Source organism: Bacillus sp. NPDC094077 (assembly GCF_050279465.1).
Lineage (GTDB): Bacteria > Bacillota > Bacilli > Bacillales > Bacillaceae_G > Bacillus_A.
In genome coordinates, this window is record NZ_JBNNUF010000001.1 from 478,951 (window position 1) to 494,047 (window position 15,097).

Below are 15,097 nucleotides of genomic sequence, written 5' to 3' on the forward strand. Positions count from 1 at the left end.
CGCGAATAATCCCTCTTTACTTTTCAACCTTTAACGTTTGTAAGTATGCATTTAATGCATCAATTTGATCATCCGTTAAGTTGCCATATTTACCAGTCATTTTATTTCCCGGCTTCATATTTTCAGGATCTTTCAGCCATTTTTTTACGTTTTCTTCATTGTTTTCGGCAATACCGGCAACCATATCGCGATCAGCAAAGTTTGCTAAGTTTGGTGCGATACGAGCGGAAGGTGGTCTATTATCATTAGATCCAACTGCATGACAACCAATACAGCTTTTATTAAATATTTCTTGGCCTTCTTGCGCCTTTGTTGAAGCTACTTCTTTTTTCCCATCAATTTTCTTCATATCAGCAAGCCATTTTTTGTACTCGCTTTCATCTAAAGCTTTCACTTTGAATTGCATTAAAGAATGTGATGGGCCGCAAAATTCTGTACAAAAACCATTATAAGTGCCCGATTTATCTGCCTTTAACCACATTTTGTTTACATTATCTGTATTTGTATCCATTTTCCCAGCTAAAGATGGAACCCAAAATGAATGTTTAATATCGGCGCCCTTCAAATTCAAATACACTTTCTTACCTGTAGGGATGACTAAATCTTGAGAAGTTACTATTTTTTCTGATTTATAAGAAAATTCCCACCAATAAAGATTCGCTGTTACATCAACAACGATCGTATCTTTATCAATATTCTTTTTCTCCATCGCACTTACATCAGCAAGTTTGAATGTATATGTAACCGTCGGAACAGCTAAGATTAGTAAAAGTATAATCGGAATAACTGTCCATATAATTTCTAGTTTGTGATTCCCTTCAACTTGCTCTGGAATATAATCTTCCTGACCTCTCTTTTGTCGGAAACGCACAATTACATATAAGAAAATAATAGTAACTACTAGTACTACTCCTACCATGATCGCACTCGCTAGTAAGAGTAAATCATATTGCATTTTTGCTACTTCCCCTTGCGGAATTAAAGTAGATTGAAAGGCTTTACCGCATCCCCCTAACAGTAAAGCCAGCAGTGAAACGAACGAAAGCAGTCGCCACTGTTTCTTCATACAAACAACCCCCACTTTCTTTGTGAATTAGATTGTACTTTATAGTTAAGTAAAGTAAATCTCAACGTAAAGAAATCCAATTATGTCGTTGTCTTAGAAGAATGTAACTACAATCATTGATACAAATAAGATTGTTAAATAATTTAGGGAATAAACAAACATTTGTACGGACCATTTGATGTCATCCTGCTTACGGAAGCCATAAAATCCTAATACGATCCATCCGATGTTCAGCAAAGTTGCAATTACCATAAATGTTATCCCAAGTCCACTCATATAAAATGGTAGTGGTAATAAACATACAGTCCAAATCATAATTTGGCGTTTCGTAATTTCAAATCCATGTACTACAGGAAGCATTGGAATTCCTGCATTTCGATATTCATCAACACGTTTCATCGCTAATGCGAGGAAATGTGGGATTTGCCAAATAAACATAATTAAAAATAACATCCAAGCAATTGGATGACCTAAAGATGGATCGATTGCTGCCCATCCAATTAAAGGTGGAACTGCTCCAGATATACTACCTACAACAGTATTTAGTGTATACTTTCTCTTTGTCCATAAAGTATATAGGACAACGTATGTGAAAGCACCAATAAATCCCATTAATACTGCCATTGGTGTTGTTAATAATAAGAATACAAAGCCAAGTAGTAATATGACAAGTCCAAATGTAAGTACAAATCCTGGTTTATACTTTCCAGTAACCGTTGGACGGTTTTTTGTTCTTTCCATTAACGGATCGATGTCTCGATCAATGTAGTTATTTAAACAACATACCCCTGCCATAATTAATGCAGAACCAACGATTGTAAAAAATAACTTATCCAGATTGTCCATCACACTTAATTCATTAAAGTGCAACGCCAACCAAAATCCTGTAAATACAGTAAGTGTATTTGAATTTACAATCCCCATTTTAACGAGCGCTGATAAATCTTGTAGCCGAGTTGTTTCCGGTACACTTGTTACAGCTGACTCATCATGCAGCTCACTTGTTGCATGGTTCATCACTTTAACCCCCTCTTAAAACTTTCATCTTTCTTTTTGCGCCTATTTCGAATGAAATAATTCGCTTCTATATAGCAATATTATTACAGTAGAAATATTGTTAACCCATTCTACTACTAATCTACGCCCATACTCCAATATATTAAATCATATTTCCCGAACATTTTGTGAAGAAAACATGAACTTTTTGTGTCGAATATAAAAAACTTAATTCTGACTTATCCTTATCATAACATGATGTTACCTTCTATAATAAACTATTTTGTCATATTTAACACGTATTCTCCCCATTTCTTTTCAAAATAGCCTATTTTTCACCTAAAAATTCCCTTATTTTTTCTGTTTTCACACCTATTTTCTCTCCTTTGTCTTCCACCTCCATTTCTTTGCTATTTTATTATTTTTTATATATCATAGGAACTAGCGCGTTTTATTCTATACATAATGGAATGAAAATATTTCGCAATAACTTCATAGCAGAAAGATGGTGAAAGAGATTGCAACGCTTTATTAAATGGTTAGCAGTCATTACAAGTCTTGATTTACTAATAGTTTTATTAGGAGGCGCTTTAGTTACAAAAACAGGTTCTGGCCAAGGTTGCGGTAAATCATGGCCACTTTGTAACGGTGAATTTGTTCCATCTAATTTATCAATGGAAACTATTATTGAACTAAGTCACCGTTTAACATCAGGATCAGCAGGGATTCTTGTCACTCTCCTTTGTATTTTGTCCTGGAAATATTATAAACATGTGCGTGAAACAAAAACGTTAGCAATTTTATCCTTCGTATTTTTAGTTGCACAAGCATTGATGGGAGCGGCAGCAGTTGTTTGGGGGCAAATTCCCGCTGTACTTGCTATCCATTTCGGAATTTCCTTAATTTCATTCGCTTCTGTCATTTTGTTAACGTGCCTTATTTTTGAAATCGATCAGAAATTTGATGCGCGTTCACTTATTATGGACAAAAAAATGAAATTCCATATTTATGGTGTAACAATTTACAGTTATATTGTCGTCTACACAGGCGCTTTAGTGCGTCACGAACGAGCTAGCTTAGCCTGTCCAGACTTCCCTTTATGTAGCAAAAATAGACCATGGCCAACCCAACTACATGAGTGGGTTCAAATGGGACATAGAGCTGCAGCGATATTAATATTCATTTGGATACTATACGTAATGATTATTGCTATTCGCCAATACAAACAACAACGCGTAGTATACTGGGGATGGATTATTTCCTTTATCCTTGTAACACTTCAAGCTGTTGTAGGAGTTTTAGTCGTATATACAAATGCTAGCTTATCAATGGCATTATTACATTCCCTATTCATTTCTTGCTTATTTGCAGTATTATGCTATTTAGTTATGTTAGGTACAAGAAGTAAAGTGAACGCAAAAGAAGCCGAGTTGACTTCTAAACGAACAAAATAAGTATTAAATACCTTGCCATTTCGGCAAGGTATTTTTTATAAGACAAGGAAACTTTAATCCGTGACGTTTTTTATTCTCTTTCACTGGTTATTAGCCAACACCAATCGGATTTTTACAAGATAAAAAAAGAGCTGTGCTTTCACACAGCTCTTTTATATTTTAATGATCTAATTCAATGAGTAAGTCACCCGTTTGAATTGCATCTCCATCGTTAACATATACTTTCTTCACTTTACCACTGAACGGCGCTTGAACTGTCGTTTCCATTTTCATCGCTTCCGTAATTGCCATAGAATCGCCTTTTTTCACTTCATCGCCTTCTTTTACAACTACTTTAATAACCGTTCCTGGCATTGTTGCACTAATGTGGTTTGGATTTTCACGGTTTCCTTTCACACGTTGTGCTACTGTCGCTTTCACACTTTCGTCTTTCACAACAATCTCACGTGGTTGGCCGTTAAATTCTAAGTAAAGAACACGATTTCCATCCGGTTGAGGTTCTCCAATTGATACTAGCTTAACCATCAATGTTTTACCTTGTTCAATTTCCACATCAATTTCTTCGCCAAGTCTCATACCATAGAAGAATGTCGGCGTATCAAGCACAGATACATTTCCATAAAGCTCAGCAACTTTTTCGTAATCCATAAATACTTTTGGATACAATGCATACGCAACTACATCAAAAATCGTTACTTCGCGTCCAAGTTTATGGAATAATTCTTCTTTTAAAGCATCGAAATCTACTGGCTCTAGTAATTCACCTGGTCTTACTGTTAACGGCTCTTTCCCTTTTAAAATAATCTTTTGTAATTCTTTCGGGAAACCACCGTACGGTTGGCCTAAATCGCCAGAGAACATTTCAACAACAGACCCCGGGAAGTCCATAGCATGTCCACGTTCTAAAATATCTTGTTCTGTCAGATGGTTTTGAACCATAAATAATGCCATATCACCAACAACTTTTGAAGATGGCGTTACTTTTACAATGTCTCCAAACATGTCATTCACACGACGGTACATTACTTTCACTTCATCAAAGCGATCTCCTAAACCAACCGCCTTCGCTTGTTGTTGAAGATTACTATACTGCCCGCCCGGCATTTCGTGCATATATACCTCCGTATGAGGTGCATTCATACCACTTTCAAATGGAGCATAGTATTTTCTGACATCTTCCCAATAATGAGATAGTTTTTCTAATGAATCTATATTAACGTCTGGCTGTCTTTCGTTTCCGCCTAACGCATAGTATAGTGTGTTCGCACTTGGTTGTGACGTTTGACCAGCCATAGAACTCACTGCCACATCGACAATGTCAACACCTGCTTCAATTGCCTTCGTATACGTTAATATCCCATTTCCACTCGTATCGTGTGTGTGCAGGTGAATCGGAATCGATACAGTCTCTTTTAATGCAGAAACTAAATCATATGCCGCGTTAGGTTTTAATAAACCTGCCATATCTTTAATCCCTAATATATGAGCTCCTGATGCTTCCAACTCTTTTGCTAAGTTTTTATAATAATTTAAATCATATTTACTACGTAACGGATCGTGAATATCTCCTGTATAGCACATTGTTGCTTCTGCAATTTTACCAGTATCTCGTACAGCATCAATCGCAACTCTCATACCTTCTACCCAGTTTAAGCTATCAAAAATACGGAATACATCAATTCCAGCTTGAGCAGAACACTCCACAAACTTTTGAATTAAATTATCCGGATAGTTTTTGTAACCAACTGCATTTGAAGAACGAAGTAACATTTGGAATAAAACGTTCGGCATTTTTTCACGAAGATCTAGTAATCGTTCCCATGGATCTTCTTTTAAGAAACGATACGCAACATCAAACGTTGCACCGCCCCACATTTCCGCTGAGAATAAATTTGGTAACATTCTCGCTGTCGGCTCTGCAATTTGATGTAAATCTTTTGTACGAATACGCGTCGCAAGTAAAGATTGATGCGCATCACGGAATGTTGTATCAGTTAAAAGTACACGTTTTTGATCTTGTACCCACTTTACTAATCCATCTGCTCCACGCTCATCCAAAATTTGTTTCGTTCCATTTTGGATCGGCTCTGAATGTTTTACATCTGGTATACGAGCATCCGGGAAAATTGGCTTCTCTTTTTTCCCTACTCCTGGGAAGCCATTCACCGTTACTGTACCAATGTAGTTTAGCATTTTTGTTCCGCGGTCTTTACGTTTTGGGAACAAGAATAGTTCAGGTGACGCATCAATAAATGAAGTGTCATATTCTCCCGATAAGAAGTTTTTATGTTTTACTACATTCTCTAGGAATGGAATATTTGTTTTAATACCACGAATACGGAATTCTTTTAAGTTACGTTCCATTTTTGCAGCAGCTTGTTCAAAAGTAAGCGCCCAAGTTGTAACTTTTACAAGTAAAGAGTCGTAGTACGGTGTAATAACTGCACCTTGGAAGCTATTACCTGTATCAAGACGAACACCGAAACCACCGCCTGATCGATACGCCATAATTTTTCCTGTATCCGGCATGAAATTATTTAGTGGATCCTCAGTCGTTACACGGGATTGGATTGCAAATCCATGCACAACAACGTCCTCTTGCTTAGGAACACCTACCATTTTACTATGTAATGCATGTCCATCAGCTATTAAAATTTGCGATTGAACGATATCCACTCCTGTAATCATCTCTGTAATCGTATGTTCAACTTGAACACGCGGATTTACTTCAATGAAGTAAAACTCATCACCTTTTACAAGGAATTCTACCGTTCCTGCGTTTAAATAGTTTACATTTTTCGTTAACTTAACAGCAGCATCACAAATACGCTGACGCAAATCATCTGAAAGCGATACACTCGGTGCAATTTCTACAACTTTTTGGTGACGACGTTGCACAGAACAGTCACGCTCGTATAAGTGAACCACATTGCCTTCTTCATCTGCTAAAATTTGTACTTCTATATGTTTAGGTTTTTCAACGAATTTTTCAACGTACACTTCATCATTACCAAAAGCTGCTTTCGCTTCTGATTTCGCTCGATTATACGATTCTCTTAATTCTTCACTAGTACGCACAATACGCATACCTCGACCGCCACCACCAAGAGAAGCTTTAATAATAATCGGGTAATCATACTTTTCAGCAAATTCTTCAACTTCTTCTAACGTATCTACTGGACCATCACTACCAGGAATAACTGGGATTTGTGCTAGCTGCGCTTGTGTTCTTGCTTTCACTTTATCTCCAAACATATCTAAATGCTTACTTTTCGGACCGATAAAGATAATACCTTCTTCTTCACAACGTTTCGCGAATTGAATATTTTCTGACAAGAAACCATATCCAGGGTGGATTGCATCTACATGATTACTTTTCGCAATCTCAATAATGCCTTCAATATCTAGATAAGCATCAATTGGTTTTTTCCCTTCCCCAACTAAATAGGACTCATCGGCTTTATAGCGATGATAAGAACCACTATCCTCTTTAGAATAGATTGCAACTGTTTTTAATCCAAGTTCCGAACATGCTCGAAACACACGAATTGCAATCTCTCCACGGTTAGCTACCAATACTTTTTGAATACGTTGCAGCTTTGTCATGATTTTCCCCCTCTACTTTCCTACCACTCTAGAGATAAAATATATACACACCCTAAAGAGCGTGAAGTTCTTCACTTTCCACATTATATTATACTTAGAAAGCTTCACTTTATTTTTATCCATCATACCTTATTTTTTAACAAATGATAAGTTTTCTAATCAATTTGTTTCACAAAAATAGTATAGCATACCTCTTACTTTTCTAACAACTTAATTGTATATCACATTTAATTAAATGTGATATATTTTTTAATGTTATAATCAATTAATATATCATATTTAACATTTCTTAAAAGTAAATAAAAACACATCGCGCTCTAAAGCACAATGTGTTTTTATTTTACAACTACAAGACGTGGTCCATCTTGTTCTCTTTCTTTCATTATCTCATTTTGTTGTTTCTCTTGTCGTTTTACATGACTAGCAATATTCAATAATATCCCCATCGCGAGTAGATTAGCTAATAAGGAACTACCACCATAACTAATAAACGGTAAAGGTACTCCTGTAAGTGGTATTAATCCGGACATACCACCAACATTAACAAAAGTTTGTATTCCAATTAAACTTGCAATTCCAATCGCAATTAAACTTCCAAATGAATTTTTACATTTTTGGGCCACTCTAAGCGAACGAATGATAATAAGTAATAAACAGATTAAAATGATAGCTACACCTACAAAACCTAGTTCTTCAGATATAATTGCCATAATAAAATCCGTTTGCGGTTCTGGCAAGTAACCATACTTTTGTATACTATTCCCTAATCCTCTACCATTTAACCCACCTGAGGCAATTCCAATAAATGAATTTATTAATTGAAATCCATCCTTTTGCGGATCACTAAATGGATCAAGAAAAACTGAAAATCGAGCTTTTTGGTATGGACTTAATTTATAGCTTCCGATAAAATATAACGCTGGAATCCATACGATAGATGTTAACAAAAACCTTTTTATCCACAAATTCACATTAACCCCTGAACAAAAGAACACTATTAACACCGTTCCACCTATTAATATGTCAGTTCCCAAGTCATTTTGTAATAAAATTAATAGCATCGATCCACCAACAATAAACATAGGAGGAATTATCCCTTGTACAAAAGCTGTTTGCGTCTCTTGTTTCTTAGCAAAAAAGTTTGCTAGCGTAATAATAACCGTTATTTTTACAAACTCAGCTGGTTGTATACCTAATATCCATCCTTTTGCACCATTTATGACCTGACCGAAAACTAAGGCTGCTAATAATAGACCTAGACTCCCCATTCCCATTGCGATCAAAACTATTCGCTTTCTCCAAAATGTATAAGGAATGGAAACGATAATCACTAACATTATCGTTCCAACAGCTAGAGCAAATAATTGTTTTTTAAAAAAGTAATCTGCTGGCCAGTTATATTTCGACGAAATCGCAACAATGGAACTAGAACTATATACCATTATAACTCCCAACACACATAAGATAATAAGAGGAAGTAATAATGAATAATCCATTGATTTCCATACTTTTTTCATTTCATTTCCTCTTTCTGTTTCAATTTAATTATTGTTGTATTCCATATGTACATTGATTCTTCCTGCTTTATTATACAAATAAAAAGCTCAAACTGTTTTAGTTTGAGCCCCCTTATTTGAACCCGTTATTGTTGTTTGTTTGTAAATGCTTCATGAAGTGCAGATAACTCACGTTCGAGCTCACCTAACATTGCTTTCCCTTGTTCTTCTGCAATAAGACCAAGGCGAACTGCAAAATCGACCTCGCGGGATAGTCCAAACATTTGTGTGTCTAACACTTCTTCATATAATGGACATTGCGGCATTGTAAGATGGTCCATTTGCACCTTAATAAGTCTTAAGATCTTCTCTGCATCCGCTTGTAGAAGGGCTAGTGCCTTTTCCTGATGATTTGCTACTGTCTCAGACGCCAAATTGATTCCCTCCGTTTCCGTCCTACTCTCCTCTATCCTATCTATTAATATTAGCGATAGTTTTAATAAATTGCAATAGAAACATTTTTTGTGACAACAGTGTCTAATACTATTATACTGAAAAGTGGGAGTATAACACAAATGGGGGAACAACAATGAGCGAAATTTTATTTATTAATGGAAAAGTTCGTTTTCCAATCACTATCGATCCAACTGTTTGGATCTTTGATGATCGAAAGGTAGATTTGACAACTTACTTTGATGAAACGAGAGAAAACACTTCTGAACTAGAAGCTTATTTAAAAAACACTTCAGAACATTGGGATCGCGAAATCCGTGATGGCGCTGCTTTTCCACCGATACAACAAAGTGTGAAGAAATATAAAAAAGAACAGCTGATTACCGGAACATTTGGTATACCATTTCATCCATTTCTTACTAACGCTGAAATTATAGAGGGCGCTACGCAAGTTGAGATTGAAACGGTAGATAATACAATAACACTTCCATTAGAGATCGTCGAAAATGCTATTCTAGGCTTTTCAAAAGAAGGAAAACCATTAAAAGAGGACGGACCTGTTCATTTATATTTCAATGATGGATCTAATAGACAAAATCCAATCCGTAACATTCGTAAATTCACAATTATTTAACGTGTATACTTGAAAGAAAAAAAGGAGTGAGCTGAAGCTCACTCCTTTTTATAATAAATCGGCTGCTAGTTGAGCTAAGTTAGACCGCTCTCCTTTAACAAACTTCACATGACCACTAATACGCTGTTCTTTAAACTTCTCTACAACATATGTTAAGCCATTATTATATTCATCCAAATACGGGTGATCAATTTGCTGAGGATCTCCCATTAATACGATTTTACTCTTTTCTCCTACCCTTGTTAGTATCGTTTTCACTTCATGTTTCGTTAAGTTTTGTGCTTCATCAATTATAATGAACTGATCTGGAATACTTCTCCCGCGTATATAAGTAAGAGCTTCGACTTCAATCGAGCCCATTCCAGCTAAAATAGCATCTAACTCTCCTGGCTTTTTCGTATTAAATAAATACTCTAGATTATCAAAAATAGGTTGCATCCAAGGTCTTAACTTTTCTTCTTTTTCACCTGGTAAATAACCGATATCTTTTCCTACTGGAACAATTGGTCTTGCAACGAGTAGTTTTTTATATAACCCTAAATCTTCCGTCTGCATGAGGCCCGAAGCTAACGCAAGTAACGTTTTTCCCGTACCTGCTTTCCCAGTTAACGTTACAAGTGGAATGTCTTCGCGAAGCAACAATTCTAATCCCATTATTTGCTGCACATTTCGCGGCCGTATCCCCCACACTTGCTCATTGTGAAAAATAAGCTTTTTTACCTTCTTACCTAAGTGATCCACAATCCCAAGTGCAGAACTGGAGCCACCTAGTGCATCTTTCATTACGACAAACTGATTTGGATAAAAAGGATGATTTGCAATTTCAGACAAAGGTAATTCACCTTTTTCATAAAAATAATCCAATTGTTCTTTTGATATATACCCTTCTAAAAATCCTGAATATATATTTTCCACTTCAATTACGCGATCGCTTAAATAATCTTCAGCCTTCAATCCAATTGCATCAGCCTTTACCCTCACGAGCACATCTTTACTTACTAAAATAACAGACTTCCCGTCCTCTTTTTCTTGTTCTTCTAAAGATAGATTTTTCGCTACAGCTAAAATTCGATTATCATTTGTTTTTTCTACAAAAATATCTTGTAGTTGAACGAATGAACGATGATTTAATTCAATACGAAATGTACCGCCGGTTTCTAGCGGAATACTTTCATGCAGCTTTCCTATTTCTCGAAATTTGTCTATTAACTTAGATACATAACGAGCATTTCGTCCTACTTCATCCATATAACGTTTTTTCGAATCAACCTCTTCTAATACAACTGCTGGAATCACTACTTCATTGGTTTCAAATGAAAAAATAGATAAAGGATCCTGCAAAAGTACATTCGTATCTAACACATAAATTTTATCCAACCTGTTACCCCCTGACTCCACTTTTAAATTTGTAGAACAAGGGTTTCATCCATAAAATATGGACGAACCATTGTTATAATTATATGTACCGTATAAACGAGGTAGAATCGAAATCTATAGCAATTAAACCTTTTCTTTATTTTTTATTCATTTCTATTCAATATATTACTTTTAATTATAATTATTAACACAAAATCACAATAACTGATTTCAAAAATAAATGAGCGACTTTCTTATTCAACCCATTTACAAATCTTTCATTCCTACTAACACTTGGTTATCCAGTTTTTTCGCTGCCCGAAGATCGTATGTTTTTTCATATGCTGGTTCAATTACAAGTTTCGCTCCATAAAACATGACATCACGTACTTCTTGCACATTTACTTCTATTACAGTTAATTTAAGAGGAATGCCTTCCATTCTGTCTGTCAAAATTTCAGCTGCACCACTTATGGAAAATACGGATTCATTCGCCATTATAGTCAATACCACCCCTGTATTGCACCGTAAATTTTCCACAATACGTGAACGTTGATCTACTGCAAACCGAATACTAGTTTTACTCACTGCATATACCCAAGAAATAGCACTTACGTTAGGAACTTGCTTTTCAAAATCTGTTGTTGCTACCATAACAATACATTCTTGACGGAACGTTTGTACCAAATCATCTGTTAATGTAGGCTCTACTACATTCGCCATATTTCCACCTCCAAATATACTTAATATATCCTTATCATAACTTATTTTTCGAATTGCGAAAATATTATTTTTTCCCGCTATTATTCAAAAACATCATACTTCCATGATATACTTATACCGATAGAATTCGTATTGAGGTGACGAAATGAGAGTCAAGTGTATGATCTGTGATAAAAAAGAAATGTTAGATGACGAAAATCCTATGGCAAAAAAACTGCGTAATCGCCCTATTCATACATATATGTGCATGGAATGTTCGGAACGAATTGCAGAGCGTACGATGGAACGTCATGCAAGTGGTAAATTCCGATTATATCGTGATAAAAAAATTGAAGACGATTGGTAAAATATAAATAAGTCCTTAATCATATCGATAAGGACTTATTTATATTTTTCGGGTTCACGATTCATTTGATCCAAAAAACAATCTATAGCTTCTAACGGAAATCTCGCAGATTTTCTTTCCCCATCAATTTCATATGTAATCAAATACATTTCCTCATTCTTTTTAACTTCCACATTCCTTAATTTATGTTCTTCATCTATCATATTTTGAAATAACAAATACGTTTCTTTCGCAGCACTATCATTTGGACGTGCTTCCGCAACTGTTTTAATTGTTAACCAATTATATAGTGCATCTTGTACTGAACGCATATAATCCCCCTGTTCATCCTACTTTTTCTTGTTTCACTTGGCGTAAACGCAATCTATAAATTCCAAGTACAATTGCAGCTACAACAAGTCCCTCTCCAACAGGTAAAAATACAGCAAAAAAGGTTAACACTGTACATCCAATTGCTAAAGATATATATATCACGATATTTTTTAGTACTGATAACTTTCTAGCAAATCCTAAATTATAGACGAAAGCACTTAATATAATAATCGTCCCATAGAGTAACCACATTCCTAACTCTGGATTTTCATCCACCTTACATAATTTAGCAAAAAAAGACATCCTTTCTAACACACTCTTCCCCCCTTAGCCATAAAAACGAATTTTCTTCATGTACTTAATACAAGAGTAACTCGCCAAAAAAATACTGTCCACAAAAAAAGAATAAATATTCTAAAAATAAACAAAATAAAAAAACAACTACCTTTTGTAAAGGTAGTTGTTTTTTATTTTTACGCTTCAACAGATTTCTTTTTCTTAGCAGCTCTTTCTCGCTCACTCTTATCAAGAATCTTTTTACGCAGACGAATTGATTCTGGAGTTACTTCACAGAACTCGTCATCGTTTAAGTACTCTAATGATTCTTCTAAAGTCATTAAACGTGGTTTTTTCATTGTTGAAGTTTGGTCTTTCGTTGCAGAACGAATGTTAGTTTGTTGTTTCATTTTTACAACGTTAACTGTTAAGTCATTCTCACGTGTATGTTCTCCAACAATCATACCAGCATATACTTCTGTACCTGGTTCAACGAAGATTACACCACGGTCTTCAACTTGCATAATACCATATTGTGATGCTTTTCCTGTTTCAAGTGAAACTAGAACACCTTGACGACGTCCACCAACTTGGCCAGCATGTACTGGTTGATAGCAATCAAATGTATGGTTTAAAATACCGTAACCACGAGTTAATGTTAAGAATTCTGTTGTGTAACCAATTAAACCACGCGCTGGAACCATGAAAGTAAGGCGAACTTGACCATTTCCATTATTCACCATATCTAACATTTCACCTTTACGTGCACCCATTGATTCCATAATAGAACCAGTGTATTCTTCAGGCACATCAATTTGTACGCGCTCTACAGGCTCACATCTTACGCCATCAACTTCTTTAATAATTACTTCTGGCTTAGATACTTGTAGTTCATAGCCTTCACGACGCATGTTTTCGATTAAGATAGATAAATGTAATTCCCCGCGTCCAGATACGATCCACGCATCAGGAGACTCTGTATTGTCTACACGTAAACTTACATCTGTTTCTAATTGTGAACGAAGACGCTCTTCAATTTTACGAGAAGTAATGTATTTACCTTCACGACCTGCAAATGGACTGTTATTTACAAGGAACGTCATTTGTAGTGTTGGCTCATCAATACGTAATAATGGTAACGCATCTTGATGTTCAACTGGACATACTGTTTCACCAACGTTAATGTCTTCCATACCTGAAACGGCTACTAAGTCCCCAGCTTTTGCTTCTTCAATTTCTTGACGCTTTAATCCCATGTAACCGAATAATTTCGTTACGCGGAATTGTTTCACGCTTCCGTCTACTTTCATTAAAGCAACTTGTTGTCCTACTTTCATTGTACCGCGGAATACACGTCCAACCCCAATACGACCAACATAATCGTTGTAATCAAGAAGTGCTACTTGGAATTGAAGTGGCTCTTCGCTGTTATCAATTGGTGCCGGAATATGTTCGATAATTGTATCAAATAATGATTTCATATTCTCTTCTTGATTTGCTGGGTTTGAATCTAAGCTTGCTGTTCCGTTCATTGCTGATGCAAATACAACTGGGAACTCTAATTGATCTTCATTTGCACCAAGCTCAATGAATAAGTCGATTACTTCATCAACTACTTCATCAGGGCGAGCGAAGTCACGGTCAATTTTGTTTACAACTACGATTGGAGTTAAGTTTTGCTCAAGAGCTTTCTTTAAAACAAATCGTGTTTGTGGCATACAACCTTCATATGCATCAACAACAAGTAAAACACCATCAACCATTTTCATGATACGTTCTACTTCTCCACCGAAGTCAGCGTGACCTGGTGTATCTAAAATATTAATTCTTTTATCTTCATAGTGAATCGCAGTATTTTTTGCTAAAATTGTAATACCGCGTTCTCTTTCTAGATCATTCGAATCCATTGCGCGTTCTTCAACGTGTTCATTCGCACGGAAAGTCCCCGCTTGACGTAATAACTGGTCAACAAGTGTTGTTTTACCATGGTCAACGTGGGCAATAATTGCTATGTTACGTAAATCTTGTCGTTTTTTCAACATGTCCAACTCCTAGTGTCTTTTTAATCCTTCTCTATTATAAGAGCGAAGGGGATACAATGGCAATCAAAATAAAATCAAGAATGAAAATATAGTTGTATTCTTACTTTTGTGAAAGTAAAATGAAATTGGAGGGTGAAGAAATGGAACACATTCAATATCGCTTTTTATTAACCGCAATTATCGGTGTTATTTTCTTAATCGGTATCGGCATTATGATTGCTGAAAATAGTCCCATCGGTATTATTATTTGCATTATCGGCACATTTGTTACAGTTGGATACGGTTTTGTAACAAAAAGAAAAATGCGTAAATCGCAATAAAGTTAAAAAGTAAGAAG

General features: G+C 35.6%; 14 protein-coding genes. 4 read left to right on the plus strand and 10 right to left on the minus strand.

Going from position 1 to position 15,097, the window contains the following annotated elements; all coding sequences use genetic code 11:
• Positions 1-16 precede the first annotated feature (16 nt).
• Both coxB and ctaB read right to left on the minus strand, forming a co-directional pair.
• The gene (gene coxB, locus ACQKNR_RS02340; RefSeq protein WP_427315076.1) at positions 17-1,066 is read right to left on the minus strand and encodes a cytochrome c oxidase subunit II; all 1,050 of its coding nucleotides are present in this window, start codon (positions 1,064-1,066) and stop codon (positions 17-19) included.
• 93 nt (positions 1,067-1,159) lie between these two features.
• On the minus strand, positions 1,160-2,083 hold the full coding sequence (ctaB, locus tag ACQKNR_RS02345) for a protoheme IX farnesyltransferase (protein ID WP_427315078.1): 924 nt from the start codon (positions 2,081-2,083) through the stop codon (positions 1,160-1,162).
• Positions 2,084-2,580: 497 nt separating this feature from the next.
• On the opposite strand from ctaB, the gene ctaA reads away from it, so the two are divergent.
• Positions 2,581-3,516, plus strand: a complete 936-nt coding sequence (gene ctaA / locus ACQKNR_RS02350; RefSeq protein WP_427315079.1) for a heme A synthase — start codon at positions 2,581-2,583, stop codon at positions 3,514-3,516.
• Positions 3,517-3,675: 159 nt separating this feature from the next.
• Here ctaA and pyc read toward each other — a convergent pair whose 3' ends face one another.
• The 3 genes from pyc to ACQKNR_RS02365 all read right to left on the minus strand — a co-directional run bounded on the left by pyc (position 3,676) and on the right by ACQKNR_RS02365 (position 9,052).
• Positions 3,676-7,122, minus strand: coding sequence for a pyruvate carboxylase (gene pyc, locus ACQKNR_RS02355; RefSeq protein WP_427315081.1), 3,447 nt, complete (start codon positions 7,120-7,122; stop codon positions 3,676-3,678).
• 335 nt (positions 7,123-7,457) lie between these two features.
• Positions 7,458-8,639 carry an FtsW/RodA/SpoVE family cell cycle protein gene (locus ACQKNR_RS02360; protein WP_427315083.1) on the minus strand — a complete coding sequence of 394 codons (1,182 nt, stop codon included), beginning with the start codon at positions 8,637-8,639 and terminating at the stop codon, positions 7,458-7,460.
• A gap of 125 nt (positions 8,640-8,764) precedes the next feature.
• Complete coding sequence (locus ACQKNR_RS02365) at positions 8,765-9,052, minus strand: YlaN family protein (protein ID WP_000135694.1); 288 nt, start codon at positions 9,050-9,052, stop codon at positions 8,765-8,767.
• Positions 9,053-9,207: 155 nt separating this feature from the next.
• Between ACQKNR_RS02365 and ACQKNR_RS02370 the strand changes: the two genes are divergently transcribed.
• Complete coding sequence (locus ACQKNR_RS02370; RefSeq protein WP_427315085.1) at positions 9,208-9,705, plus strand: peptidyl-prolyl cis-trans isomerase; 498 nt, start codon at positions 9,208-9,210, stop codon at positions 9,703-9,705.
• Positions 9,706-9,753: 48 nt separating this feature from the next.
• Here the strand turns inward: ACQKNR_RS02370 and ACQKNR_RS02375 are convergent, their stop codons facing one another.
• Entirely contained in the window at positions 9,754-11,082 is a 1,329-nt protein-coding gene (locus ACQKNR_RS02375; protein WP_427315087.1) for a PhoH family protein, read from the minus strand.
• 246 nt (positions 11,083-11,328) lie between these two features.
• Complete coding sequence (locus ACQKNR_RS02380; RefSeq protein WP_427315089.1) at positions 11,329-11,784, minus strand: pyridoxamine 5'-phosphate oxidase family protein; 456 nt, start codon at positions 11,782-11,784, stop codon at positions 11,329-11,331.
• Positions 11,785-11,929: 145 nt separating this feature from the next.
• Between ACQKNR_RS02380 and ACQKNR_RS02385 the strand changes: the two genes are divergently transcribed.
• Entirely contained in the window at positions 11,930-12,130 is a 201-nt protein-coding gene (locus ACQKNR_RS02385) for a YlaI family protein (protein ID WP_427315091.1), read from the plus strand.
• Positions 12,131-12,165: 35 nt separating this feature from the next.
• Here the strand turns inward: ACQKNR_RS02385 and ACQKNR_RS02390 are convergent, their stop codons facing one another.
• The 3 genes from ACQKNR_RS02390 to typA all read right to left on the minus strand — a co-directional run bounded on the left by ACQKNR_RS02390 (position 12,166) and on the right by typA (position 14,760).
• The gene (locus tag ACQKNR_RS02390) at positions 12,166-12,441 is read right to left on the minus strand and encodes a hypothetical protein (protein WP_427315093.1); all 276 of its coding nucleotides are present in this window, start codon (positions 12,439-12,441) and stop codon (positions 12,166-12,168) included.
• Positions 12,442-12,454: 13 nt separating this feature from the next.
• On the minus strand, positions 12,455-12,757 hold the full coding sequence (locus ACQKNR_RS02395; RefSeq protein ID WP_427315095.1) for a YlaH-like family protein: 303 nt from the start codon (positions 12,755-12,757) through the stop codon (positions 12,455-12,457).
• Positions 12,758-12,915: 158 nt separating this feature from the next.
• A complete protein-coding gene (typA, locus tag ACQKNR_RS02400) occupies positions 12,916-14,760 on the minus strand; it encodes a translational GTPase TypA (protein ID WP_000914763.1) in 1,845 nt (614 codons plus the stop codon).
• A gap of 140 nt (positions 14,761-14,900) precedes the next feature.
• Here typA and ACQKNR_RS02405 point away from each other — a divergent pair, with 140 nt between their 5' ends.
• Positions 14,901-15,080, plus strand: coding sequence for a DUF5325 family protein (locus ACQKNR_RS02405; RefSeq protein ID WP_000400127.1), 180 nt, complete (start codon positions 14,901-14,903; stop codon positions 15,078-15,080).
• Positions 15,081-15,097 lie beyond the last annotated feature (17 nt).

Bases quoted from the DNA above. Each gene is read 5' to 3' on its own strand.
- ACQKNR_RS02380 (WP_427315089.1), bottom strand. From the start codon at position 11,784: ATGGCGAATGTAGTAGAGCCTACATTAACAGATGATTTGGTACAAACG.
- ctaB (WP_427315078.1), bottom strand. From the start codon at position 2,083: ATGAACCATGCAACAAGTGAGCTGCATGATGAGTCAGCTGTAACAAGT.
- ACQKNR_RS02405 (WP_000400127.1), top strand. From the start codon at position 14,901: ATGGAACACATTCAATATCGCTTTTTATTAACCGCAATTATCGGTGTT.
- pyc (WP_427315081.1), bottom strand. From the start codon at position 7,122: ATGACAAAGCTGCAACGTATTCAAAAAGTATTGGTAGCTAACCGTGGA.
- ACQKNR_RS02385 (WP_427315091.1), top strand. From the start codon at position 11,930: ATGAGAGTCAAGTGTATGATCTGTGATAAAAAAGAAATGTTAGATGAC.
- coxB (WP_427315076.1), bottom strand. From the start codon at position 1,066: ATGAAGAAACAGTGGCGACTGCTTTCGTTCGTTTCACTGCTGGCTTTA.
- ACQKNR_RS02390 (WP_427315093.1), bottom strand. From the start codon at position 12,441: ATGCGTTCAGTACAAGATGCACTATATAATTGGTTAACAATTAAAACA.
- ACQKNR_RS02370 (WP_427315085.1), top strand. From the start codon at position 9,208: ATGAGCGAAATTTTATTTATTAATGGAAAAGTTCGTTTTCCAATCACT.
- typA (WP_000914763.1), bottom strand. From the start codon at position 14,760: ATGTTGAAAAAACGACAAGATTTACGTAACATAGCAATTATTGCCCAC.
- ACQKNR_RS02360 (WP_427315083.1), bottom strand. From the start codon at position 8,639: ATGAAAAAAGTATGGAAATCAATGGATTATTCATTATTACTTCCTCTT.